This window comes from Vibrio aestuarianus (assembly GCF_028858425.1).
In the GTDB taxonomy this organism is placed as follows: Bacteria; Pseudomonadota; Gammaproteobacteria; order Enterobacterales; family Vibrionaceae; genus Vibrio; species Vibrio aestuarianus.
Map to the genome: position 1 here is coordinate 1,865,723 of NZ_JAKNYQ010000001.1, position 25,393 is coordinate 1,891,115.

27 protein-coding genes are annotated in these 25,393 nt (G+C 41.1%); 9 read left to right on the forward strand and 18 right to left on the reverse strand.

Annotated elements, in window-relative coordinates; translation table 11 throughout:
* The first annotated feature begins 2 nt into the window (after window positions 1-2).
* The 3 genes from MCT08_RS08670 to cobB all read left to right on the forward strand — a co-directional run bounded on the left by MCT08_RS08670 (window position 3) and on the right by cobB (window position 2,846).
* Entirely contained in the window at window positions 3-419 is a 417-nt protein-coding gene (locus tag MCT08_RS08670) for a hypothetical protein (RefSeq protein ID WP_274678670.1), read from the forward strand.
* A 313-nt stretch (window positions 420-732) separates the two neighbouring features.
* Window positions 733-1,953 carry an ammonium transporter gene (locus MCT08_RS08675; protein ID WP_274678256.1) on the forward strand — a complete coding sequence of 407 codons (1,221 nt, stop codon included), beginning with the start codon at window positions 733-735 and terminating at the stop codon, window positions 1,951-1,953.
* Between the two features lie 155 nt (window positions 1,954-2,108).
* The gene (gene cobB, locus MCT08_RS08680; RefSeq protein ID WP_053311531.1) at window positions 2,109-2,846 is read left to right on the forward strand and encodes a Sir2 family NAD+-dependent deacetylase; all 738 of its coding nucleotides are present in this window, start codon (window positions 2,109-2,111) and stop codon (window positions 2,844-2,846) included.
* Between the two features lie 65 nt (window positions 2,847-2,911).
* Here cobB and MCT08_RS08685 read toward each other — a convergent pair whose 3' ends face one another.
* The 5 genes from MCT08_RS08685 to potA all read right to left on the reverse strand — a co-directional run bounded on the left by MCT08_RS08685 (window position 2,912) and on the right by potA (window position 7,960).
* On the reverse strand, window positions 2,912-3,949 hold the full coding sequence (locus MCT08_RS08685) for an extracellular solute-binding protein (protein ID WP_053311532.1): 1,038 nt from the start codon (window positions 3,947-3,949) through the stop codon (window positions 2,912-2,914).
* A gap of 124 nt (window positions 3,950-4,073) precedes the next feature.
* Complete coding sequence (locus tag MCT08_RS08690; RefSeq protein ID WP_168522203.1) at window positions 4,074-5,108, reverse strand: extracellular solute-binding protein; 1,035 nt, start codon at window positions 5,106-5,108, stop codon at window positions 4,074-4,076.
* Between the two features lie 107 nt (window positions 5,109-5,215).
* The gene (gene potC / locus MCT08_RS08695; RefSeq protein WP_053311534.1) at window positions 5,216-5,986 is read right to left on the reverse strand and encodes a spermidine/putrescine ABC transporter permease PotC; all 771 of its coding nucleotides are present in this window, start codon (window positions 5,984-5,986) and stop codon (window positions 5,216-5,218) included.
* Window positions 5,986-6,843, reverse strand: coding sequence for a spermidine/putrescine ABC transporter permease PotB (gene potB / locus MCT08_RS08700; RefSeq protein WP_171375537.1), 858 nt, complete (start codon window positions 6,841-6,843; stop codon window positions 5,986-5,988). The genes potC and potB overlap by 1 nt, the downstream gene beginning before the upstream one ends.
* Entirely contained in the window at window positions 6,827-7,960 is a 1,134-nt protein-coding gene (gene potA, locus MCT08_RS08705; RefSeq protein ID WP_053311591.1) for a spermidine/putrescine ABC transporter ATP-binding protein PotA, read from the reverse strand. The genes potB and potA overlap by 17 nt, the downstream gene beginning before the upstream one ends.
* A 318-nt stretch (window positions 7,961-8,278) precedes the next feature.
* Between potA and MCT08_RS08710 the strand changes: the two genes are divergently transcribed.
* From MCT08_RS08710 to MCT08_RS08720, 3 genes are read left to right on the forward strand one after another with little or no spacing between them, the layout of a single operon-like run.
* Complete coding sequence (locus MCT08_RS08710) at window positions 8,279-9,067, forward strand: DUF2189 domain-containing protein (protein WP_053311536.1); 789 nt, start codon at window positions 8,279-8,281, stop codon at window positions 9,065-9,067.
* A complete protein-coding gene (locus tag MCT08_RS08715) occupies window positions 9,060-9,866 on the forward strand; it encodes a glucosaminidase domain-containing protein (RefSeq protein ID WP_274678257.1) in 807 nt (268 codons plus the stop codon). The genes MCT08_RS08710 and MCT08_RS08715 overlap by 8 nt, the downstream gene beginning before the upstream one ends.
* A 9-nt stretch (window positions 9,867-9,875) precedes the next feature.
* Window positions 9,876-10,541 carry a DUF2987 domain-containing protein gene (locus MCT08_RS08720; protein ID WP_053311538.1) on the forward strand — a complete coding sequence of 222 codons (666 nt, stop codon included), beginning with the start codon at window positions 9,876-9,878 and terminating at the stop codon, window positions 10,539-10,541.
* 63 nt (window positions 10,542-10,604) lie between these two features.
* Here the strand turns inward: MCT08_RS08720 and ttcA are convergent, their stop codons facing one another.
* The 11 genes from ttcA to ccoN form a co-directional block, all read right to left on the reverse strand.
* The gene (gene ttcA / locus MCT08_RS08725; RefSeq protein ID WP_053311539.1) at window positions 10,605-11,537 is read right to left on the reverse strand and encodes a tRNA 2-thiocytidine(32) synthetase TtcA; all 933 of its coding nucleotides are present in this window, start codon (window positions 11,535-11,537) and stop codon (window positions 10,605-10,607) included.
* Between the two features lie 144 nt (window positions 11,538-11,681).
* Entirely contained in the window at window positions 11,682-12,629 is a 948-nt protein-coding gene (gene uspE, locus MCT08_RS08730) for a universal stress protein UspE (protein ID WP_274678258.1), read from the reverse strand.
* Window positions 12,630-12,757: 128 nt separating this feature from the next.
* Window positions 12,758-13,510: a fumarate/nitrate reduction transcriptional regulator Fnr gene (fnr, locus tag MCT08_RS08735; RefSeq protein WP_053311541.1), complete on the reverse strand. Its 753-nt coding sequence runs from the start codon at window positions 13,508-13,510 to the stop codon at window positions 12,758-12,760.
* Between the two features lie 88 nt (window positions 13,511-13,598).
* On the reverse strand, window positions 13,599-14,279 hold the full coding sequence (locus tag MCT08_RS08740) for a sulfite exporter TauE/SafE family protein (RefSeq protein WP_261915513.1): 681 nt from the start codon (window positions 14,277-14,279) through the stop codon (window positions 13,599-13,601).
* Window positions 14,269-14,445, reverse strand: coding sequence for a cbb3-type cytochrome oxidase assembly protein CcoS (ccoS, locus tag MCT08_RS08745; protein ID WP_053311543.1), 177 nt, complete (start codon window positions 14,443-14,445; stop codon window positions 14,269-14,271). The genes MCT08_RS08740 and ccoS overlap by 11 nt, the downstream gene beginning before the upstream one ends.
* Window positions 14,446-16,818 carry a heavy metal translocating P-type ATPase gene (locus MCT08_RS08750; protein ID WP_274678259.1) on the reverse strand — a complete coding sequence of 791 codons (2,373 nt, stop codon included), beginning with the start codon at window positions 16,816-16,818 and terminating at the stop codon, window positions 14,446-14,448.
* Between the two features lie 4 nt (window positions 16,819-16,822).
* Window positions 16,823-17,302 carry a FixH family protein gene (locus tag MCT08_RS08755; RefSeq protein WP_168522217.1) on the reverse strand — a complete coding sequence of 160 codons (480 nt, stop codon included), beginning with the start codon at window positions 17,300-17,302 and terminating at the stop codon, window positions 16,823-16,825.
* Window positions 17,303-17,385: 83 nt separating this feature from the next.
* The gene (gene ccoP / locus MCT08_RS08760) at window positions 17,386-18,363 is read right to left on the reverse strand and encodes a cytochrome-c oxidase, cbb3-type subunit III (RefSeq protein WP_053311546.1); all 978 of its coding nucleotides are present in this window, start codon (window positions 18,361-18,363) and stop codon (window positions 17,386-17,388) included.
* Window positions 18,363-18,536, reverse strand: coding sequence for a CcoQ/FixQ family Cbb3-type cytochrome c oxidase assembly chaperone (locus MCT08_RS08765; RefSeq protein WP_053311547.1), 174 nt, complete (start codon window positions 18,534-18,536; stop codon window positions 18,363-18,365). The genes ccoP and MCT08_RS08765 overlap by 1 nt, the downstream gene beginning before the upstream one ends.
* Window positions 18,537-18,545: 9 nt before the next feature.
* A complete protein-coding gene (gene ccoO, locus MCT08_RS08770) occupies window positions 18,546-19,166 on the reverse strand; it encodes a cytochrome-c oxidase, cbb3-type subunit II (RefSeq protein WP_274678260.1) in 621 nt (206 codons plus the stop codon).
* A 13-nt stretch (window positions 19,167-19,179) separates the two neighbouring features.
* Window positions 19,180-20,607, reverse strand: coding sequence for a cytochrome-c oxidase, cbb3-type subunit I (gene ccoN, locus MCT08_RS08775; protein ID WP_053311549.1), 1,428 nt, complete (start codon window positions 20,605-20,607; stop codon window positions 19,180-19,182).
* Between the two features lie 258 nt (window positions 20,608-20,865).
* Between ccoN and MCT08_RS08780 the strand changes: the two genes are divergently transcribed.
* The 3 genes from MCT08_RS08780 (at window position 20,866) to MCT08_RS08790 (ending at window position 24,233) form a co-directional block, all read left to right on the forward strand.
* A complete protein-coding gene (locus MCT08_RS08780) occupies window positions 20,866-21,195 on the forward strand; it encodes a hypothetical protein (protein ID WP_274678261.1) in 330 nt (109 codons plus the stop codon).
* A 126-nt stretch (window positions 21,196-21,321) separates the two neighbouring features.
* The gene (locus MCT08_RS08785; protein ID WP_274678262.1) at window positions 21,322-22,509 is read left to right on the forward strand and encodes an FIST signal transduction protein; all 1,188 of its coding nucleotides are present in this window, start codon (window positions 21,322-21,324) and stop codon (window positions 22,507-22,509) included.
* 2 nt (window positions 22,510-22,511) lie between these two features.
* Window positions 22,512-24,233 carry a response regulator gene (locus MCT08_RS08790; RefSeq protein WP_274678263.1) on the forward strand — a complete coding sequence of 574 codons (1,722 nt, stop codon included), beginning with the start codon at window positions 22,512-22,514 and terminating at the stop codon, window positions 24,231-24,233.
* Between the two features lie 239 nt (window positions 24,234-24,472).
* Here MCT08_RS08790 and MCT08_RS08795 read toward each other — a convergent pair whose 3' ends face one another.
* Window positions 24,473-24,790, reverse strand: coding sequence for a DUF3634 family protein (locus MCT08_RS08795; protein WP_274672123.1), 318 nt, complete (start codon window positions 24,788-24,790; stop codon window positions 24,473-24,475).
* A 9-nt stretch (window positions 24,791-24,799) separates the two neighbouring features.
* Window positions 24,800-25,249, reverse strand: a complete 450-nt coding sequence (matP, locus tag MCT08_RS08800) for a macrodomain Ter protein MatP (RefSeq protein WP_053311553.1) — start codon at window positions 25,247-25,249, stop codon at window positions 24,800-24,802.
* Between the last annotated feature and the right edge of the window lie 144 nt (window positions 25,250-25,393).

Here is a 25,393-nt window from a genome sequence, read left to right on the forward strand (position 1 = left end):
TTATGTGCAATAACCGAAAAAGCATATGGTTTGTCTATATCGCAAGTTTACTCACGCCTTTTACTTGTTTAATTTCAGGGGTGATTGCCATTATTTATGCAGGATATCGGCTTGATAAAAATCAAGATGGTGAGGTTGCTAATTCCCATTATTACGGTCTTATTCGTAGCTTCTTTTTGTACCTGACATTCTTTGTTGTACTGCTAGTCACCGTTGCCACTTCAAATGGTGTCTTGGTTGGGCTCAATGACTATTGGTATAAAAGCTCATGGATTGACACGGTAAGTTATGTAATCCCTATCATCGGTGCCATCTTTGCTCTACTAGCCATCCTAGTTTGGCTTGCTAGAATAGTACAAGGTATGCAGCAATTGAGGAATAACCAGCCTCATCAGCCCTCTAAAGGGCCCAACCTATAATCTATAAGCCCAGCTTCATGCTGGGCTTTTTTACGCCATATATTAGTGCGCATCAAAAAGGGGCGTGCGATCCAATTTGGTGCAACAGATGAGGTATATCATCCATTTCGACAATAAGCCTAATTGATATATATAACTAATAATTTAATATTATTCATTAGGTTAGCTTGCATTTTATTTTTATTGATTCATCTATCTATTTTCGGAACAAATCTTGCTGAAAAGCTGGCTAATACAAGCATTTCCCCGATTTGGTGAAGTGATAATCAAGTAGCACAGGATTGGTGCGCAACATTGATGGAGAATCACTAAGATGACTCAAACCGTAAGTCAGGTACAAGGTGCTGTACAAGCCCTGACCCAAAGTTCAGATACCCTTTTTTTATTACTCGGTGCAATCATGGTGTTTTTAATGCACGCCGGATTCGCTTTTCTGGAAGTAGGAACCGTTCGTAAGAAAAACCAAGTGAATGCCTTGGTGAAGATTCTTGCTGATTTCGGGGTTTCAACCATCGCCTACTTTTTTATTGGCTATTGGGTGGCATACGGTGCGAACTTCTTTGCTGATGCGCAGACGCTTTCTCAAGGAAATGGTTATGAATTGGTTAAGTTTTTCTTCTTATTGACTTTTGCAGCAGCGATACCTGCGATTGTTTCTGGTGGTATTGCTGAAAGGGCGCGTTTCTATCCTATTCTCATAGCAACTTTTTTTACTGTCGGTCTAGTTTATCCTTTCTTTGAAGGCATGATTTGGAATGGAAACTTTGGTGTCCAGAATTGGTTTGAAGTTCAATTTGGCACAGGGTTTCATGATTTTGCAGGATCGGTCGTTGTACATGCTGTCGGCGGTTGGATTGCACTAGTTGCAGTCATATTTCTTGGCATGCGTAAAGGACGAATTCGCGCAGGGAAGCACACCAACTTTGCCCCCTCAAATATTCCATTTTTGGCGTTGGGTGCCTGGATTCTTTGTGTCGGTTGGTTTGGCTTTAACGTGATGTCAGCCCAAACACTTAATGGTATTAGTGGTCTCGTCGCCATGAACTCCTTACTTGCGATGACCGGTGGTATTTTAGCGGCACTGATTGCTGGTAAAAATGACCCAGGCTTTATCCATAATGGTCCTTTGGCTGGTTTAGTTGCCGTTTGTGCCGGCTCAGATTTGATGCATCCACTTGGTGCACTCGTGACTGGTGCTGTGGCTGGCGTACTGTTTGTCTGGCTATTTACTCAACTGCAAAATAAAACAAAAATCGACGATGTACTCGGCGTATGGCCCTTACACGGTGTATGTGGTGCTTGGGGGGGAATTGCTGCCGGTATTTTTGGGCAAACAGCTTTAGGAGGCCTTGGGGGCGTAAGTTTGACCGTACAGCTACTTGGAACACTACTAGGTATTATTGTCGCTGTTGTTGGCGCGGCCATAGTTTATGGCACGCTAAACGCGTTGACAGGGTTACGCCTCTCAGAAGAAGATGAATTTAATGGTGCAGATTTAGCCATTCACAAAATCTCATCTCTCAACGAAGATTAATCATATCGAGCGAGGTGAAGGGGTACTTTCACTTCGCTTAAGTCACAAAATTAGCCAAATTCATAGCCGTTTTATACTATGGTCTAATCCTCAAAACTATTGTTGTTATTGCATCAGTGCTAAGCTAGCAAGAAAGTTAGCAATAAGGACATCGCATGAATTTCCCCTACAAAAATATTGTTATCCTCACTGGCGCTGGTATTTCAGCCGAATCAGGCATCAAAACTTTCCGAGCTCAAGACGGATTGTGGGAAAACCACCGAATTGAAGATGTTGCCACGCCAGAAGGTTTTGCACGCAACCCTGATCTTGTTCAAGACTTCTACAATCAACGACGTCGTAAACTCCAATCCGATGCTATCCAGCCGAACGCAGCGCATATCGCTTTGGGTAAGCTAGAACAAGAGTCAGAAGGGAAGGTGACAATCATTACCCAGAACATTGATAATCTCCACGAACGAGGAGGCAGCACCAATGTGATTCATATGCATGGCGAACTGCTAAAAGCACGCTGTAGTGCTTCTAATCAAGTAATTGAGCATAAAGATGACATATTGACTGGCGAACTTTGCCATTGCTGCCAGTTCCCAGCGCAAATGCGACCACATATTGTCTGGTTTGGAGAAATGCCATTGCGTATGGGAGATATTTATTCAGCGTTAGAAGAGGCAGATCTCTTTATTTCTATTGGTACTTCTGGCGTTGTTTTTCCAGCCGCGGGTTTTGTACATGATGCAAGAATGCACGGAGCACATACCATTGAAATCAATCTAGAGCCAAGCGCAGTTGAAAGTGAATTCGAAGAAAAGCGTTATGGAAAAGCCAGCATCGAAGTACCGCAACTGGTGGAAGAGTTATTGGCGCTAGAAATGCCAAAAAAGAAACACGCCTAAATTAGGGCGTGTTAATTGTTGCTATAACAGAAAAGCGGCTTAATGCCGCTTTTCTACTTCTTAAATTAATTGTTTACTTTTAACTTTTGGAAGTATTCATCGTAAAGCACATTCGCTTCACCCACTTCATCTTGCCAACTACCGCTATCCATTACTGATTGCGGAGGGAAAATGTTTGGATCATTGGCGAACTCTTTTGGCAATAACTGATACGCGGTTTTAACTGGCGTTGGGTAACCAATTTCTAGAGCAATTTTCGCTGCATTTTCAGGGCGTAGTAAGAAATCGATCATCTTATGAGCTGCTTCAACATTTTTGGCTCCAGAAGGGATTGCTAAACTATCCATCCAGAAAATTGCCCCTTTCTCTGGCCAGATAATATCAATTGATGCACCTTCTTGACGTGCCATGTAAGCCGAACCATTCCAAAGCATTCCTAATGAGACTTCACCAGCCAAATAAGGGTTAGCCGGGAAGTCGGAATTAAACACCAGTACGTTAGGAATAAGTTTCTTCAGCTCTTCGTAAGCCGCTTTAATTTCTTCTGGGTTGGTGGTATTGGTTGAATAACCTAATTTACTCAACGCAATGTGGAAGACTTCACGAGCGTCATCCATCATCATCAATTGACCTTCCCATTTCGCATCCCATAAGTCACCCCAATTTTTAATAGATGACTTATCTAGCATATCAGTATTAATACCAATACCGGTTGCCCCCCAGATGTAAGGAATTGAATATTTATTATTTGGATCAAAAGACTTGTCTAGGTAATTAGGATCAAGGTCAGCAAAGTGCGCGAGTTTAGAATGGTCGATTTCCTGCAGCATCTCTTCTTTGCGCATTTTCGATACAAAATAAGTAGATGGGACGACAAGGTCGTAACCCGAACCTTGAGTTTTCAATTTAGCATACATGCTTTCATTGGATTCATAGGTTGAATAGATGACTTTAATGCCGGTCTCTTTGGTAAAGTCTTCTAGTACGTCACGGGGGATATATTCAGACCAGTTATAGAAATAAAGTTCTTGGTCTGCAGCCATTGCAGGGGTAGTGAATAGAGTCGCTGCGCATAGTGCGCCTGCATACAATTTACTTTTCATTACGGTTCCATTTTAGTCGGTGCCAAAGCTAACTAGGCAAGAGTGCGTGATGCGAAAGCACAAAGTATATCATTTTAAACGAAAATAGGCAGCGAATGCTGCCTATTTCCTACTTTTTAACGAATTATTGGCCAGCTTTTAGCTTCATGAAGTACTCTTCATATTTTACAGTTTTATCACCGACAGCGGCTTGCCACTCAACTCGATCTAAATCTTCTTGAGATGGGAACAGAGCAGGGCTGTCTTTGAATTTCTCATTAGAAGCTTTCACACCAGTTAAATAGCCAGTGTCACGAGAAATTTGCTCAGCGATTTCAGGACGAAGCAAAAAATCGATCATCTTGTGTGCTGCTTCTACGTTTTTCGCACCAGAGCTGATAGCGAAGTTATCAACCCAACCAATACCACCTTCTTTAGGGAAAACTAGCTTAATGGGTAAACCTTCATTTTGCGCAGCAGCAGCAGAACCATTCCACAACATACCTAAGCCTACTTCACCAGAAAGATAAGGTGCAGCAGGGTTGTCTGAGTTAAAGACCAATACATTTGGCATTAACTTTTGTAGTTCAGCGTAAGCTTCATCGATTTGTTTTTCGTCTGTTGTGTTACCAGAATAACCTAACTTACGAAGTGCAATATGGAAAACTTCACGAGTATCGTCCATTAGCATCAACTGACTAGCTAGTTCCGGTTTCCAGAGATCACCCCAACTTTGGAAGTCGTTAGGATCGTACATATCAGTATTAACGGCTAGGCCAGTGATAGCAACTACGTGTGGAATCGAATAATCGTTATTAGGATCATAGGGTTTATTTAGATAGTTGCTATCAAGGTTTTGGAAATTACTTAATTTCGATTTATCGATCTTTTGTAGCATGCCTTCATCGCGCATTTTTGACACGAAGTAGGTAGATGGAACCACAAGATCGTAACCTTCATTGTGTGTTTTTAGCTTTGCATACAAAGTTTCATTCGACTCATAAGTTGAATAAATCACTTTGATGCCGGTCTCTTTAGTAAACTGTTCTAAGAGGCTGCTATTGATGTACGGCCCCCAGTTCATGAATACTAGTTCCTTGTTTTCGTCCGCTGTTACTGCTCCAGAGAACAAAGAAAGCGCACATGCACTACCAGCTAATAGAGTAGCCCATTTTTTCATTGACGTTAGCTCCAAACCAAACGTTGCCTACGTTGTAGGCGTTAGATAGAAAAACAGAATGACTGACTGCCATTCTGTTTCGTGTAAAGTATTACAACTTGGCAATTCTACTGTACTTTTTCCTTGGCTACCAACTGTGATGCAATAACCAGTAGCAAAGAAACAACCAACATTACCGTAGCTAAAGCATTTACCTCCGGAGAAATACCCACTTTAACCATTGAGTAAATCTTTAACGGTAGAATTTCATAAGTAGGGCCGGTCACAAACGAACTAATGATCACATCATCTAAAGACAGTGTGAAACTCAACAACCAACCAGCTGCAACCGCAGGTTTAGCCAGTGGCAGGATAATTTTTTTCAAAATAACCCATTCACCAGCACCCAGATCTTTTGCCGCTTCTAGCATTTTCACATCAAACCCGTTGAGGCGGCTATAAACTGTCACCACAACAAAAGGTAAACAGAAAGTAATGTGGGCAATCAGCAGCGTAAAGAAACCTAACTGAGCACCTAATACTAAGAATAGTGCAAGTAGCGAAATTGCCATGACAATATCTGGGGACATCATCACAACAAACAACATGCCATTAACTGCACGCTTTCCCTTAAATTGGTAACGGAATAGGGCAACAGCCGTTAGGCTACCGATAATGGTTGCTGCGGTGGCTGAAAACACGGCAATATTGAGTGAATGCCAGGCGGCTTGAACCAAGCTGTCATTGGCAGCCAAAGCGTGATACCACTTAGTGGTAAATCCACCCCATTTGATACCAAACTTATTTTCATTAAATGAGTTAACGATCAGCACAATGATTGGCAAATACAAAAATGCATATACCAAGCTCATAAAGCTAAATCTAATTGTTTTTGCCATTAGTCTAGCTCCACTTTCTTATTCAATAACTTACCAGCACGGTAGTAAGCATACAGCATCACCGCCATAGCAAGAGTGAGGGCAATACTGGTCGCAGCGCCAAATGGCCAATCGCGAGCATTAAGAACCTGACTCTTAATTACGTTACCGATCAATAAGTTTTTCGCTCCACCTAACAAGTCAGCAATGTAGAACATTCCTAATGCAGGCAGTAACACTAGTAAGCAACCACCAATAATGCCAGGCATCGTCAGTGGCAAAACAACTTTTAGCAAGGTTTGAAGTTTATTGGCGCCAAGGTCGCGCGCTGCTTCTATATAAGTACCATCCAACTTTTCAATCGCTGAATAGAGCGGAAGAATCATAAAAGGAAGCAAGATATAAACTAAACCAATCATCACAGCGGTTTCGGTGTACATAATACGTAATGGTTTATCAATAATATCTAAACCAAGTAATGCTTGGTTTAAGATACCTTGTGTGCCTAAAACAATTTTTAATCCGTAAGTACGGATCAGTGAATTGGTCCAAAAGGGCACAATCACCAAGAACAACATGATAGGACGCCATTTTGCAGGCATCTTGGCAACAATATAAGCAAACGGATAACCGATAACTAAGCACAGCAAGGTTGCCACAATAGCCATATAAAAAGAGTGCATTAGCACTTTGGCATACAGTGGATCTAGTAGACGCGTATAGTTATCCAGTGTGAATGTAAGCTCGATTAAATTAGCTTCATCACGAGTCAAAAAGCTAGTACCGATAATCATTAGGTTTGGGATCAATACAAACAGTACTAACCACCCAACAATCAGTGTGATAATAGCATTTTGAAGACTAAGCTTCTTGCTCATCATCGAGTACTACCTCCCAGCTTTCCACCCAAGTTATTGCGACTTTTTGACCAAGAGAGTGATCAACATCAGGATCATCTTCGTTGAAAAATTCGCTTACTGTCACACGCATGCCTGATTCTAATTCAACGACAGATTCAAGAGTCATTCCTTTGTAGGTACGCTCTGTCACGTGGCCCACAATGCCTCTTTCTTCCGATTCTTTGATTTCTTCGATGCGAAGATCTTCAGGGCGCAACAATACTTGTAATTTGTGTCCGGGTTGTACATCTTGGTCGTGATACACCACGGATTCAACACCTTCGATATGGGCTCGAATGCGTTTCTCATCAATGCGCTCTAGCGTTTCAGCATTAAATACGTTGATCTCGCCGATGAAGCGTGCCACGAATAGGTTTTTCGGCTCTTCATAAATCTCACGTGGAGAACCATCTTGTTCAATTTTCCCGTCACGCATAACAATGATGCGATCAGACATTGATAGTGCCTCTTCCTGATCGTGCGTTACGAAGATAAAGGTGATACCAAGCTGACGTTGCAGTTGTTTTAATTCCATCTGCATTTGCTTGCGTAATTTGTAGTCAAGTGCCGATAAAGACTCATCAAGTAACAGCACTTTAGGCTTATTCACGACAGCTCGCGCAATCGCTATACGTTGTTGTTGACCACCAGAGAGTTGGCTAGGTTTACGCTGTGCCATACTGTCTAGGCGAACCATACGTAGTGCTTCCATTACACGAGGTTCAATGTCTGCAGTAGGGACCTTTTGCATACGTAAGCCAAACGCAACATTTTCAAACACAGTCATATGCGGAAACAGAGCATAACTTTGGAATACCGTGTTAACGTGTCGCTGTTCAGCAGGAATTTGGGTGACATCTTGATTATCAAGAATGATATTTCCGTTATCAGCAGTTTCGAAACCTGCAATCATTCTTAATACTGTTGTTTTACCACAGCCAGAAGGTCCAAGTATCGTTAAAAATTCACCGTGATTAACATCAAGGTTTAACCCGCCGATGATTTCCTTACCATCGAAACTTTTACTAATACCAGAAAGACGAACTACTGGTTTTCCTACTGATTTTTTTGCGTTCAACGTCTGTTTTTCTCCCACCTTGTTCTTAGGGATGCCTATGATACGGCCTGCTGCCATATGCGCTTGAGGCGCGAATCATAATCATCAAAAGAGTGAATTCAAAGTTTTTTCTTATCTTGATACAGAAAAAGTTTTGTAGGTCTTAGCTAAGATTGCTTACCATAGTCATTCGACCATGATTAAATGTATCAAATTGATTAATTATCAACCAAATAACTCATAATGCAAGATCAGTTTCGAGTTCTGATTTTGGACTAAACTGCATTGCGGTATAATGAAACGAATTTTGTGACTCAATTCAGACAGCAGAATTATTATTGCTGTCTAGGACATTTTATGAATAACGATATCGAAAAAGATTTCAACCTAGGCGGAAGCGTAGAACGCGCTCTAAAAGGGGACTGTGATATTAAGGCTGGAGCAGTCCTTAAAGAAGCATGGGACTGCACAATTAAGCAATTTATCTCTTTTACACCAGCAATTGTCATTCTTCTGTTTGTACAGTTAGCTATCTTTTATATTGCATTAAAACTGCAATTAGGTGAGCCATCTATTATTTTAGATGCATTACAAAAACCTGATGGATTTACTCAAAGTATCGTTGAAGCTATTTTCGTAGCTAATTTTAGTTACGAAGTGGTCAGTGCACCCATTTTTGCAGGCGTGAGCTTAATGGCAATGAGCCATGCGGCAGGGCTAAAAACGCAGCCTAGACATATTGCCAAAGGTTTGCAGTTTACCATTCCGGTTATTTTAGCAACACTGTTTAGCTTGGTGCTACAAGGGATTGCTGGAATGATTTTTCCGCTACTTTCTCTTTACCTGTCATTGGCATTCAGTAACTCCATCTTGCTGATTTGTGAAAAGCGAGTGCCACCAATGCAATCACTGCTTTTATCATTGCGAGCGGTAAACAAAAAAATCGTACCTATCGCAATGATTTATCTTGTCGTTATGGTGATGTTCATTACTGCTGCTCTATTTTATGGCATCGGTTTCATTTTTGTATTGCCTTTCTTTTTCCATGCAAAAGGCATCATTTATCGCAATATGTTTGGAATAAAACTCAAAATAGTGGCTACAAATCAATCAGATAACAATAACTCACAGGTGTTCAATGCGTAAAATAATTTTATTAGCTACTTTCAGCCTCATTGCTGTGAGTTGTAGCGTATATTATGTACAACAAACCTCAACAGAGACTACGTATTACCATGATGTTCCTGAGTTACAAGATGCACATATTGTTGGTAAAGCTCCCAACTTTACTGAAATAACCGATATCAGTGAGAAAAAGCACACCTTCTTCTCATTTTTAAAACCCGGTATTGCTTGGGAAAATAGACGAGTCCTACAAGAAAGAGAAAACCTTAACAATATTAAGGATAACTTCCTCGCGAATAAACTCTCTAATGACAATATAAAGCAAGCTAAAAAACTGGCAGAAAATTACGATTTGTCACTTAATGAGCAAGGCGTAGATCAGAAATGGATAGACGACATGCTTCATCGTGTTGATGTGTTGCCTGAAGCATTGGTTCTGACTCAAGCGGCTAATGAATCAGCTTGGGGGACATCTCGCTTTGCTACAGAGGGGAACAACTATTTTGGTCAGTGGTGTTACAGTGAGGGTTGTGGTCTTATTCCACTCAAACGTGGGGAAGGTATGACACATGAAGTCGCCAGCTTTAGCTCAGTACAAGAATCTATTCATCGTTATTTTATGAACGTGAATAGAAATGCCGCGTACTACGATTTACGTGAAATTCGTTACGGACTTAGAGAAAACAATGCAAACCTACTTAGCGCTGACAGTGCCATGGAAATGGTCAATGGGTTACTAAAATACTCAGAACGAGGTGAAGCCTATGTTCAAGATCTTCAATCGATGATGCGCCATAACCAACAATTTTGGACAGAATAGATAATAACAATGAAAAAATTACCCTTAACTCTACTTACGACTTTGGTGTTTAGCGCTAGTGTTTCATTTCCGATTCAAGCGCAAGAATATATGTTTACGTACTCTAAACTGTTTTCTCAGTTGAAGAACAACGTGAAAGATGATTATAAAGATGTCAAAGTCGGTTTCTTTTTCGTCAACGCGCAAACCAAAAAACTCTGCCCAATAGAAAAAGCGTGGATGGAAAAAGAAAAGCATTACGAGGAACTTAGTACCAGCATTAACCATGAGCTTTTATTGCCCTTAGATGACAATTTACGCCAAGCCAATCCTTTGATCTTTGTTGATACTCCACAGGATATGCGTTGTGATTTTTCAACTGTAGTAATGACTAAAACGCCATTTGAAGGGCAGGTAAGTTATGAGCAAGTGGCTACATTGCTCCCTCAAATGCAAAGCTTACTTGAAGAGCTCGGCGGGATGTTTGCCAGTTGGTTTACACCGGATGTATCGGGTGTAACACTTGAATTCGCTAATAATCTTGACTCAAATATTGTGCTGAGCAACGGTCAAACTATTGCGATAAAAAACGGTAAAGCTCAAGTAGCGGTAGAGCAAATCGGTAATGGTGGCTACATGCAGCTACCAGAGCAAACCGTCCGAGTTTTGCCTTACCTTCCCAATGCTAAGAAGTAAAATCAATACAGGGCTGCTAATAAGCAGCCCTGTACGGCAACGTTCTATTCTTTAGTCGATTTCTCAGAGATTAGTCACATCGAGTTTTAAGTTTGGATCAAACTCCATGACTCGGTCTTCGTCATTAATTACAGGAATTGGCATTTCTTCTTTATCAAAACCAATATCACCACCATTGATAACACCCGAATCTCGATTTATCGATTTAAAATCAAACAAGTTGTAATCGGCTAGGTGACTTGGCACGACATTTTGCATCGCACTAAACATGGTTTCAATACGACCAGGGAACTGTTTGTCCCAACCATTCAACATTTGCTTGATGTTTTGACGCTGCATGTTCGGTTGAGAACCACATAAATTACAAGGGATGATTGGGTAATCACGCATTGCAGCATATTTGATGATGTCTTTCTCACGACAGTAGGCAAGCGGACGAATCACCACATGCTCACCATTGTCTGACACTAGCTTTGGTGGCATGCCTTTGATCTTACCGCCGTAAAACATATTCAAAAACAGAGTTTCAAGAATATCATCACGATGGTGGCCTAGAGCTATCTTGGTTGCGCCAATTTCTTTAGCGGTGCGATACAAAATTCCACGACGTAAACGAGAACAAAGCGAACATGTCGTTTTCCCCTCTGGTATTTTATCTTGAACGATCGAATAGGTATCTTCTTCAACAATTTTGTACTCAACACCGAGTTTGTCTAAGTATTCAGGCAAAATATGTTCTGGAAATCCTGGCTGTTTTTGATCCAAGTTCACAGCAACAAGTTCAAAGGAGACAGGAGCACTTTTTTGAAGGCTCATCAGAATCTCAAGCATGGTAAAGCTATCTTTGCCTCCAGAGAGACATACCATGATACGGTCACCATCTTCGATCATATTGAAATCAGCAATTGCCTGACCAGTATTACGGCGAATACGCTTCTGAAGTTTATTGAAATTGTATTGTTGAGCCTTAGTGCGCTCTTGAGTTTGCTCTGTCATCAGCTTGTTGTCTTTTAATCTCAAAACAAAATGAAGTGCGTATGATACGGATAAATAGCTCAGATGCTAGTTCTAACAAACAGAGAATGTAAAAAATCCCCTTTACCTTAGCAAAGGGGAGCAGATAGTTGATGATTAATGAGACTAAATTGCAGTTTTAGGATCTAATGGGCTGACATAACCGTTAGGTTTTAGCGCTAAAACATCACAATTGATTTTATCTATCACTTGCTCAGCGGTGTTGCCAATAAACACCGCTGACAAACCGGTACGTCCAGTGGTTCCTAGAATAACCATCGCTGCATTCAATTTTTCTGCTGACTGAGGGATGACATCTTCGGGTAAGCCTTGTTCAACCAGAGTTTGGGATTCATCAATACCGTGTTTTTGTCTCAACGCTTTCATCGATGTTAAGTGATGCCCACGAACGGCATCGCTGTAAGTTGTTGGGTCAAACTCTGGTAATTCAATAGTAATGTTAGCTGGAGTGACTGGGTATGAATTGACAAGGTAAGCTGTCGCACCCAAACGAGCGGTCAAACTTTTAAGTTGTTCGACCATGCAGTCATTCAGATCTAAATGGGTTGGGTTTTCAGACCCCACATGAACTGATGCAATAATATTGGCATTTTCCGGCCAATCTGCATTTTTTACCAGTAGGACAGGGGTTGGACATTTGCGTAAAAGATGCCAATCCGTCGGAGTAAAAATGACCGATTCCAAAATATCATGCTTGCGCGTGCTTTTGATCAATATGTCATGCTCACCAGCAAACACTTCAGCAATGATTGCTTCATAAGGGCGGTTATGCCAGACAACTTTAACATCAAATTGAACGGACCCATTAATATAAGGTCCTGCCACATTCTTCATCCACTGCTCTCGTTGGTGAATCACACCACGACGCATCGCATCACGCTCATCGAGAGAGAGCATGGAGGTCATATCATAGGAGAAATCATATATTGATAGGAAAAAAGTAATATGGCTAGTAGAGGAGCTCTGTTTGGCCAGTTGCATCGCTCTAGCAAGGGCTGGTTGCTCGTCATGATTAATGTCGGCAACAACTAAAATTTTGCTGTAAATACTCATAACAACTCCTTAAGTGTGGAGAAGGGTGTTAATGTTACTTTAGCTTATAACAGACGAGAGTTTTAGCAAATACATTGGGATTTTAGTAGAAGTATGATGTAGCTCATTTAAGGGCTACATCATTGAAGTTACTTAGTTTCTTTCGATACGCCAGCGAGATCCATCAATGCATCATGATCAAGGATAGTAATGTATTTTCCTTTCACACTCAGAATCTCTGATTTTTGGAAGCGGCCTAGCAAACGGCTGATCGTTTCAACGGTTAAGCCAAGGTAGTTACCAATATCACCGCGTGTCATAGTCAAACGAAACTCTCTCGGGCTAAAACCACGTTGAGAGAAGCGGGTAGAGAGGTTGTATAGAAAAGCAGCAAGCCTTTCTTCAGCATTCTTCTTTGAAAGCAGAAGAATCATCTCTTGATCACCTTTAATCTCATTACTCATCAAACGCATAATTTGCTGACGTAATTTTGGCATCTTGCCAGAAAGGTCATCGAGAATCTCATATGGAATTTCACACACCATAGAGGTTTCTAGTGCTTGTGCAAAGCTTGGGTGCAAGTCTTCAGTAATGGCATCAAAACCAACCAGATCACCAGCTAAATGGAATGCGGTAATTTGCTCATCACCTTGTTCTGTGATGGTATAGCTTTTGATTGTACCCGAACGAATAGCATAGAGAGACTTAAGGTCATCACCGGCTTTAAACAGTTCTTGTCCTTTTTGGATCGGTTTCTTGCGCTCAATAATTTGATCAAGCTGATCAAGTTCAGATTCATTGAGTGTAAAGGGAATACAAAGCTGGCTAATACTGCAATCTTGACAGTGAATTGCACAACCACCAGATTGAATGCGCTTTGCCGCAGGCTTTTCAGAAATCATAACAACCTTTCACTATTTGATATACATCAATATTTTAGCATTCCTTAACCCTAAAGGATAGTTAAAAAAGCCGCATATAATCAGTCATCTACCATGTAGATGATAAAATACTCACTGCACCATATGCCGTATATAGGCCGTAAGATATGATAAAAATCGCAGCAAAATGACGAAATATTGTAGATTGTTGAATTTTTTCTAATTGATGGGCTCCGTAACCTACCAGCAGCATGGCGGGCAGCGTTCCTAGGCCGAAAGCCCCCATGACAAAAGCACCAGATAGCGCACTGCCTGAAACTACAGACCAAGTGAGAACTGAATAGACGAGGCCGCAAGGTAGCCATCCCCAGATGAATCCAAAAGGCACGGCGTACCACGACTTTTTAAGAGGTAATAGTGATTTACCAAGAGGAGAAATTATACGCCATAGTTGCTGGCCCATTTTTTCAAGCTTTAATAGTCCAAACCACCACCGACCAACATACAGGCCGAGCACAATCATTAAACAAGCTGCAATCAATCTTAACCAAACCAAGGAATGATTAAGCATCGATAGCTCAGACATAGAGGCAGCAAGGCCGCCTAATAAACCACCGATTAACATGTAGCTAACGATACGCCCACAATTGTAGAACAGAAGCAGCACTGGAAGACGAGCGTTTTTAGTTTGTCCAAGGGTTAGCAGCGATGCAATACCGCCACACATTCCCATGCAGTGACCCGCACCAAGCAAACCAATCACAAATGCACCAATCCAATCAGGCGTCATTTTTTTCTTCTTTTGAGGTTAGTTTTTCATCCTCGTCAAATAAGATATTGTGGCCTTGACGCTCTAAATCTTCGAACTGCTCACTTTTGACTGCCCATAGGAAAATGACAACAGCAACTGTTACAAGTACGATAGCAATAGGGATGAGTATATAAAGACTTTCCATTTACTTACCTTGATTCTTTAATAGCCGCAACGAGTTAGAAACAACGATAATAGAACTCGCCGACATGCCAACAACGGCAATATAAGGTGCAACAAGTCCAGATACCGCTAGCGGCAAAATCACTAAATTATAACCCAATGACCAAGCTAAATTTTCTCGGATGATTTTGCGTGCTTTGATAGCCAAAACCCTAGCTTCCAGCAATTTATCTAACTTATCACCGAGCAGAACCATATCGGCTGATGCTTTAGCGACATCGGTACCACCGCCCATAGCAACAGATAAATGAGCCCCTGCGAGTGTCGGTGCATCATTAATACCATCACCCACCATCATCGAAACATCACTGCTTGGTAGCGACTTTAAGTAGTTCAATTTATCTTCAGGTTTTGCACCGGAGACGACAGTATCAATGTTCATCTCTGAGGCGACATGGTTTGCATTTAGCTCTGAATCACCCGTTAATAACGTTATCTTTATCCCTTCGTTATGAAAACGGTCGATAAATGCCTTGGCTTCTCGGCGAATAGGGTCTCGATAGGTAAAAGTAGCAATATGCTGGCCACCGAGTGACAGATAGATGCTGTTTGGCTGTTGGTTGGTCGTATTTCCCAGTACATACTCTGCACTGCCAATACAAATAACTTTATCTTGGTAGCGACCTTCAATACCTGAACCAATGATATTTTGAACATCATCGACCGAATACTGCTCATCGCTATAACTTCGGAAAGCACGTGCGATGGGGTGGTTGGCATGTTTTTCTAATGATGCCGCTAGCGCTAAACATGTATTTTTATCAATATCGCTAACAACCTCAACACCGCTGATTTCGATATCACCATGGGTTAATGTCCCCGTTTTATCGATAACCAAATGATTCACTTTGCAAAGCGTTTCGAACACGTGACTTTTACGCAGCAAAATACCAAAATCACCCATTCGAGATGTCGCACAGGTTATTGCCGTCGGGGTGGCAAGGGATAGGGCACATGGGCAAGTGGCCACTAAAACGGCTAACATAATCCAAAACGCGTCTTCCGGCTTGGTTTGATGCCAGTACAACCAAGTACCCGCTGCGATTACTAGCAAAATGGCCACAAAGTATCGTGCCACTACATCAGCAATCTCGGCAATTTTAGGCTTCGACATCTGTGCTTCATCTTGCAGTCTCACTATTTTGGAGATAACGGAGTCTTTTTTAGACGCTGTGACTTCTAGTTCAAACGATTCATCACCGTTTAATGTACCAGCAAAAACTGCATCGCCTGCTTTCTTAACAACAGGGACAGATTCTCCAGTGAGCATCGCTTCATTGATATGAATGCGACCAGCTAAGACAACACCATCGGCCGGAACGTGCTCTCCTGGTAACACTCTGATTTTGTCACCAAGTTTTAAGGTTTTAACAGGAACCTGTTCACCCTCAAGTGTATTGGCAATAGCTGGTATGAGCTTAAGCAAGTTTCCACTTGCAGCGGCAGCTTTTCTACGAGCTCTCATTTCCAAAAAGCGGCCAACCAACAAGAAGAAGGTGAACATTGAAATCGATTCAAAAAACACTTCTCCTTTTTCTGTTACGGTCGCAACCAAACTCGCCACATAAGCAAAAATTAATGCAATAGAAACCGGGACATCCATTCCAAGAGTTCGGCCTCTAAGACTGCGCCATGCATTTAAATAAAAGGGCAGTGCAGAATAGAGCAATACAGGTGTTGCAAAGATCAAACTTACCCAACGAAAATAATTACGGAACTCGGAGTCAAGATCACCAAACACTTCAAGGTACAGAGCGACAGCCAACATCATCACTTGCATTGTTGCCAAGCCTGCAATACCTAAGCGATATAAGTATTGTTTCATTGAGCGATGATACTCAGCTTCATGAGCATCCGCTTCAAACGGGGCAGCTTTGTAGCCTAACTTATGGATAACAGAAAGAAGTTCACTGAGACGTGTTTGTGTTTTGTCCCAACTTAATAATGCTCGGTTAGTTGTGGTATTAACACGGATAGAGAGCACACCATTTTTGTTTGATAGCTGTTTCTCAATTAACCAAGCACAAGCGGCGCAAGAAACGCCATCAAGCGACAAAGTGACCTCCGAGGTGCCGTCATGGTTGTGCACAAACTCTGACTGCACGTCATCATTGTCATAATGAATTAAGGCTTTAAGTTGTTCAGGAACAAGATCAACTTTATCCGCTTTAGTGGTGCGGTACTGATAGTAGGAAACAAGACCGCTATCAATAATAGTTTGAGCGACGCTTTCACATCCTGGACAACACATGTCCCTTTCTTCACCTAAAATTTCAACTTTATAATCCGTGTTGGCTGGTACATCTTCACCACAGTGGTAACACGCTTTGCACATAATTTTAATTCATTAATTGAGTTGAAGTAGCGACAGGGAAAGTAACACGACCTTGAATTAACCACTCAGCATCATGCGGTGTTAACTCAATAAACCAAGGTCCTTGCAGCGGTGAAGGAAGGGTAATACGGTAAGTACCTTGAGCGTCAGATGTCACTAACTGAGTAAAATCACGGTCAGGCAATGTACGGTGAGCAAACATCATTTTAATTGCTGGGTAATGGTCAAGCTTACCCTTATTAAATTTGAAAACGATATCGTTACCTTCAGAATAAATCTCTGAGCTTAAGTGAAGTGCTTTTGCTTCGTTGATTTTCGAAAGATCGATATTAATGCCTTTACCTTTTTTATAGTAATCCTCAGTGACTAATGACACTGAATTCTGAGAAAAAACGATCACCGTCGCAATTGTCCATACCACAACAGTCAGTGGCAGAATAATCAGGAACCACGGCCAAAATTGTTTATACCAAGGCTTTACCATAAAAAAGTTCTCAACAACAAAATAAAGAAGGCTAATAAAATAAAGGAAAGACAGCCCCTTAGAAAGGGGCTGTTATTGAAATGTTACTTATTATCAGTGTTACTCAAGCTCCAAACGTAAGCTGCAACAAGTTGAACTTTGTCTTCACCTAAGATATCAATCCAAGCAGGCATAACACCAGAGCGGCCATACATAACAGTTTGAGTCACATCTGCACGTGAATCACCAAACAACCAATATTGGTCTGTTAAATCTGGTGCACCTACCGCTGGGTTACCTTTACCATCTGTACCATGACAAGCAGCACAAACAACAAAGCGCGCTTTACCCGCTTCGGCTTCTCTTGCATTCACAGAACGACCAGAAAGGCTAAGCGCATAGCTGACCACTTCTTTAACACCTTGTTCGCCAAGCGCATCTTTCCACGCAGGCATTTGACCAATACGCCCATGCCTGATGGTGGTAACAATCGCTTCCGGTTCTCCGCCATACAACCACGCGTTATCCGTTAAATTAGGGAAACCACGCTGACCACGAGCATCTGAGCCGTGACATTGCGAACAGTTTTGAAGAAACAAACGTTGACCAACCTTCAATGCATCAGAATCGGCTGCTATTTCAGGAATAGGGCGTAATTCAGAATCACCATTGTAAGCTAAGCGTTTGAATGCCTCGCCAAAGTAGGTATCTGCATCGTCTAGCTCTTTAGCGTATTGCACGAGAACTTTGTTTTGCTGTGATGCTTCAATCGATGCTTTTGATTCTTCAAGAGAGCGAACCTTTTGGTCTGAACTCTGCCAACCAAGCACACCTTTAAAGTTGCCAAGGCCAGGGTAAAGCGTTAGATATACTGCTGCGAAAACAAAAGTACTCACAAACAGATATGTCCACCACTTTGGCAACGGGTTGTTTAGCTCACGAATGCCGTCGTATTCGTGCCCCATGTCAGAACCCTCTTCGACACCCATTTTATCTTTTAGGCACCAAACAAGAACAATTGCACAGCCAAGTAATGTACCAACGGTAATTACGATGATCCAAAGACTCCAAAATGTAGTCATTACTTAGTCACTCCTTGTTCTTTAGAGGTTTTTGGTGGTTCATCAGCAAAAATTAGGTTGGCATCCTCGTCAAAACGAGCTTTACGGTTTTTACCGTAGGCCCACCAAACCACACCAATAAAGCACACAAACAACACTATGGTCCAAATACTGTGAATAGTACCGATATCCATAATTCCTCCTTACTTCATTGCGTGACCAAGAGATTGAAGATAAGAAATGATTGCATCCATTTCAGTTTTACCTTCTACATCTTTCGCCGCATTCGCGATTTGTTCATCCGTGTATGGGACACCAAACTGGTTACGGAACAGTTCAAGCTTGCTCTGCGTTAACTCGCCGTCTAAGACGTTCTTCGCTAACCAAGGGAAACCGGGCATGTTTGATTCAGGCACGAGCTCACGAGGATCCATTAAGTGAGCACGATGCCATTCATCAGAGTAACGACCACCAACACGAGCCAAATCTGGACCAGTACGCTTAGAACCCCATAAGAATGGATGTTCCCATACACTTTCACCAGCAACCGAATAGTGACCATATCGCTCAGTTTCAGAACGGAATGGACGAATCATTTGGCTATGGCAAACGTTACAACCTTCACGGATATAGATATCGCGACCTTCAAGTTGTAAGGCAGTATAAGGCTTAAGGTTTTCTACTGGTTCAGTTGTTTGCTTTTGGAAAATCAATGGTGTGATTTCAACTAAAGCACCCCAACTGATCGCGAAAATGATAAAGATAGCCAACAAACCAACATTGCGTTCAATGATCTCATGGCGATTTTTAGAATTAGAACTCATTCTTTCAATCTCCTTATGCCGGTTGCGGAATAGCTTTTAAGCTATCGTTAGGTGCGCTGATTGTCTTATACGTGTTGTAAGCCATTAGGAACATACCTGATAAGAAGATAAATCCACCAATGAATCGAACAGTATAGAACGGGTAAGAGGCTTGTACTGACTCAACAAAGCTATACGTCAACGTGCCATCAGAGTTAACCGCGCGCCACATTAGACCTTGCATTACACCTGAGATCCACATTGCTACGATGTAAAGAACTGTACCGATAGTAGCTAACCAGAAGTGAGCATTGATTAGACTTACCGAATACATGCGTTCTTGATTAAATAGGCGAGGGATCAAATGATAAACCGAACCGATAGAAACCATCGCAACCCAACCTAACGCACCGGAGTGAACGTGACCAATGGTCCAATCAGTGTAATGCGATAATGCATTGACTGTCTTAATTGACATCATTGGACCTTCGAAAGTCGACATACCGTAGAAAGAGAGTGACACGATTAAAAATCGTAAAATAGGGTCATAACGGAGTTTATGCCATGCACCTGACAAGGTCATAATACCGTTGATCATCCCACCCCAAGATGGCGCAAATAGCACCAGTGACATCACCATACCCAGAGACTGAGTCCAATCCGGTAGAGCCGTGTAATGCAAATGGTGTGGACCTGCCCAGATATAGAGTGAGATTAAAGCCCAGAAGTGGACGATTGATAAACGGTATGAGTAAACAGGGCGTTCAGCTTGCTTAGGTACGAAATAGTACATCATACCTAGGAAACCAGCCGTCAGTAGGAAACCTACTGCGTTGTGGCCGTACCACCACTGGACCATTGCATCCACAGCACCTGAATAAATCGAATATGATTTACCCATAGAGACAGGAATAGCCATGCTATTTACAATATGCAAAACAGCAACAGTGAGGATAAAGGCACCGAAGAACCAGTTTGCAACATAGATGTGAGAAGTCTTACGCTTGACTAATGTTCCAAAGAACACGACAGCATAAGAAACCCATACTAGCGCAATGGCAATATCAATAGGCCACTCTAATTCAGCATATTCTTTGCCCGAGGTATACCCGAGAGGCAATGTTATCGCTGCAGATACAATGATTGCTTGCCATCCCCAGAAGGTAAATGGAACAAGAGGACCACCAAATAAACGAGTTTGACAGGTACGCTGAACAACATAATAAGATGTTGCAAATAGGGCACTTGTACCAAACGCAAAAATAACCGCATTAGTATGCAGAGGACGTAAGCGACTGTACGTCAACCACGGCGTATCAAAGTTTAGCTGTGGCCAAACTAATTGAGCGGCAATCAAAACACCAACAGCCATACCAACAATTCCCCAGAGAATAGTCACTAGGGTAAACTGACGGACGACTGTATAGTTATAGTTTTGTTCAAGCTGCTTTTCTTGGCTCATTTGCATGCTTCCAATTTCTAATTAACTACACTTTACTTCCAACACGACACTTGTCGTAATGCCCCCCAAATCCACAATAGAAATAGAGTTTTATCAAAACGTTATTAACTATTGCTGACTTTAAAAAAAAGTGGCATTTTCAACACGCAACTATACTGCAATTAACAATTCAATGACAGAGTAGTAACCTTACAGTTGGTCTGGATTAGCTCTTTTATTTCAAAACTTTGAAGTTTGTTACACGAGGAACACACAATAATGGCTGCAGAAAAGCTTACAAAACACAGACTTGCTCAAATAACCATCACACTAATAATTCTTATGGGCGCCTTCATATGGCGCACTCTTTCTTATAACAATCTCGAACAAAAAACTTGCAACCCAAACCCCAATTGTTCCGTATTTGTAAATGGTGAGAAAATTACCATCGAAAAAAGTGCTGATAACCCACTGCAGCTTGTTTTGTCGCCGTTTTCACCTAAAGTTTATATACAAACAAATGGCATAATTACGCACAATGCTGACTATTGGCTAATTCAACAAAACTCGTTAAATAGCCCAGTCAAATTCAGCATAATCGAAAAGTAAATGTAGTTTTCTTGTAAGAAAATGAATGAAATACGAGACAAGCCTTAAAGAGTTCAACTTATCATTTTATACAAATCTCAATATAAAGTATAAATAGCTCAGGACACGACTACATACATATGCAGTATGCGGCTTATTACCAAAACAACTCAAAAAACAGATCCTATTCAAGCAATTGAAGAATTATTATTATCTGTAGAAAAAGATAACTTATCGAGTATCGTTTGTTACTACACAGAAGATTACTCAGCCAACCTTTTGTCATCAGAACTTGCGAAACATCTACCTCAAACTCCAATTATTGGATGCTCTTCCTGCCGAGGAGTCATGACAGAGTATGGCTTCATTGAAGGGCCTGTGATTGGCGTGATATTAATTTACGATAATAGTTTTAGCGCATTTGGTACTGGTTTTGCCGATTTGGCAAATCCGAAAGATATCAAAACTACAGTCAACCAAGTATTAGATCACGCATTGGTTAATGCCAACCGAATAGGCGAGGTTCCTAGTTTAATTGTTTTGCATTCAACACCTGGGCATGAAGAACGTTTAATTCAATCTATTGACAATAAATTCGGAACACAGATCCCCATTATTGGTGGCTCAGCCGCAGATAATCAGATTGAAGGGAATTGGTCTATTTTCACTGAGGCTGGCGCAACGAAAGATGGTTTTGCCGTTCAGCTTTTCTTTCCGTCAAAGCCTTTAAACACAGGCTTTAGTGCCGGTTATTCACCAACCGAGTTTTCTGGAATAGTGACTAAGGCTAGTGGGCGTTATATTTTAGAAATAGACAACGAACCCGCTAAAAGACTATATAAAGAGTGGGTTAGTGATCATTCTAGCGTGAACATATGCGAGCAGTACATTTTTGAAGATGTAACACGTTTTCCATTGGGTCGGATTGCTGGCAGCTTGTACCAACAGCCTTACTACAAACTATCGCATCCAGTTAGGATGACTAGAAGTGGCGCGTTAGAGCTTTTTACGGATATTACGGAAGGTGATGAAGTTACATTAATGACCGGTTCAAGAGATCAGCTTATTACTCGAGCCTCAAGGGTTTTCAAACAAGTAAATACTGGGAACTATCACGATACCGCTATTTTAGGTGCCATTGCGATTTTTTGCGCAGGTTCAATGCTTACTCTCGGATCAGATATCACTAAAGTTCATGAGCAAATCAAAGCACAAATTGGTGACTATCCTTTTATTTGCCCATTTACTTTTGGTGAACAAGGAAGATTCATTGGTGGTGAAAATGCGCATGGAAACTTGATGATTTCATCGGTCATATTTTACGACTTGGAGTGAAGATGAGCACTACATTGCTTGAGCAACTCAATGAAACTTTACTTGAATTGCAACAGAGCCAAGAGCGAGAACAAATACTCGCTGAAGAGAACAAAGTCATTCTTGCTTCACTTTCTGCATTCAGTAAAGCAGAGAATAAGTATCAAATTTTTGAAGAGCTGCAAAAAGTTCTGAGCCACTACATCGATTACGATGACTTTATCGTCATATCAAAAAGTAAAGATTCGAATCAATTTATTACGTTACTTTCCTCTAATCCTCTGTTTATGCAAAAGCAATGGCTCAATGGGGTTAAGTTCCAAAGGGTTTTAAACGGTGAGTGCATTATATTATTTGAACCCAATCAACAAGACGAATTTCAGAGCCTAGTCCCTAAGCTAAAAAATCAAATTCAGTCAGCATTGATCACTGGTATACAAGCGCAAACTAGTGATTCAGTAATGTTACTATTAGGTGCTCAAAAAGGGCAATTTAGCTTAGAAAAAAAAGCCACATTAATGAGGTTTAGACCTTTATTAGAAAGGGCGATTAGTGATATTGAGCATAAAGATGGACTGCAGAAACTGGTTGAATTAAAAACACGAGAGTTATCCATTGCTCAACAATTGGCAGAACAGGCTAATCAATCAAAATCGCAATTTTTAGCAATGATGAGTCATGAGCTTCGTACACCACTTAATTCCGTTCTAGGACTTATCGACATCCTTCGCGATGACTGCGCGACCAAACATGTAGAACTGCTGGGACAAATGGAAACCTCGGCCGAGCTATTACTCGTCATCATCAATGATATTTTAGACTTAAGCAAGATAGAAGCGGGTCATTTCGAGTTACAACGTAACTGGCAATTAATTGGCGACAAGTTAACTAGCACGATGAATTACCATAGAAATGTAGCACTAAACAAAAATATTGAATTTCATGTATCAAATAAAGTCTGCCACCGACATCAATACCTTATAGATACAGTCAGGCTCTCACAAATTTTATTCAACGTGGTTGGTAATGCCATCAAGTTTACTCATAGCGGCGGTGTAAACGTACACCTGAAAACCACCAAAAATCATACTTTACAAATTATTGTAACCGACACGGGGATTGGTATTGATCAAAGCCGCCAAGAGCTTCTTTTCTCGCCATTCATTCAAGCTGATAGTTCAATCACAAGAAATTATGGTGGTACTGGGCTTGGGCTTGCAATAACCAAACATTTAGTTGAACTCATGGGCGGCAAGATAACCGTCAGCAGCGCCATTGGCCAAGGAAGCACTTTTTCAATCTCGATTCCCTTGGAAGCAAAGTCTACAGAAGAGCAGAAAGCCACCTTACCAATAAAAGATTACCGAAGCTCAAATCAAAAGACATCGCATATCTTAGTTGTTGAAGATACTAAAACAAACCAGATGGTAATCAAACTATTGCTAGAAAGGATGAGTTACAAGGTAACAATAGTCAATAATGGGCAAGAAGCCGTCGAGTATGTTAGAGAGCATAGCTGCACGATTGATTTAATATTAATGGATATATCGATGCCAGTAATGGATGGCCTTGCTGCGACAATCAAAATCAGACAACAGCAGGTTCAAGTACCAATCATCGCACTGACGGCACACGCAATGACACAAGACAAAGAGCAATGTTTACAAGCCGGAATGAATGATTTTGTTGCGAAACCAATACGCAGTAAAGAGATTCAAAAAGTATTGTGTGCGTATCTAACATAGTCTAATAACCATATAGTTAAAAACTGTAACTATATGGTTATTAGGTATTTTATGGTAAATAACGGTTATGTTTAATAAAAAAAGAGAGGACACCGAAGGGGTAATAAAGACACGTATATTGAATCCAATACATACATATTTAACATAATATACATAATACGCACCAGCGCAATGATCCAATGATCCGCTGCTAATGCTCATGTTTACTAGAATCTCTTGTTCATAAACTTGAAACATACTCAATGTGATTTCTTCGTCCGTGATTCTTTACTAGTAAATCCCTGGTGAGGAAAAACATTGCGAATACGTTGTTGAATTTTCTTTGGTACTTGCTTTGAAAAAACAAGCTTCATACCAGTACGTTGTTGATACACCTTCAACTCACCATCAAATGCAGTCACATCACCGATCTCAGAAACATTATGCTTAAAACTTGGTGGAAAATGACCTTTTGACTGGATAATTGCTCCATCTTTAAATTTCACCTTCAATACAGGTCTATCTACAGCAACCAACCAAAATATGACAACGGCAGCAATAATAATCACATACAACATATTCATTCCTTATTCAGACAACAATTTACTTAAGTCTTCTTTCAAGCTAGTAACAGTTCTGCTTGCTTTTTCGCTACGTGAAGCTTCACTGAGCAAATACTCGATGGCATCAGACAATGTACAACCTAACTCATTTGCGCGGTAAGAAAGCTTCTCCCAGACACGATAATCAAGATCAATGGATTTTTTTCTTGTGTGAAGCTGCTCAGCATTAAAATGACGTTTTCGCTTCGCTCTGATTGCCTGTTTAAGCTTGTTGTCAAGATCAAGAGCCATGTGTTGCTCTATCCATTTCAATACTAAGGTTGGCTCGTGCTCAATCTGTTGTAATTGTTCAATAGCAACCTTGGCTTCACTTTTGTCTATATAGCGAGTAATGGCATCACCATCTTTCCATTTTTTGATTAAGTACTGCCACTTCCAACCAGATTCCAAGTTTTCGAGCTGCTGATATTTCATGTCATCAATCCATTCAAAGTTAGGGTGACAGCGTAACCCAGGCTTTCAATTTGTTCAATTTTTGGATGCAAAAAAGAGAACAAGATCAATCATAATAATGATGCTGTTAGACACTACGCTTTTTCTATATAATCTGGATTCTTT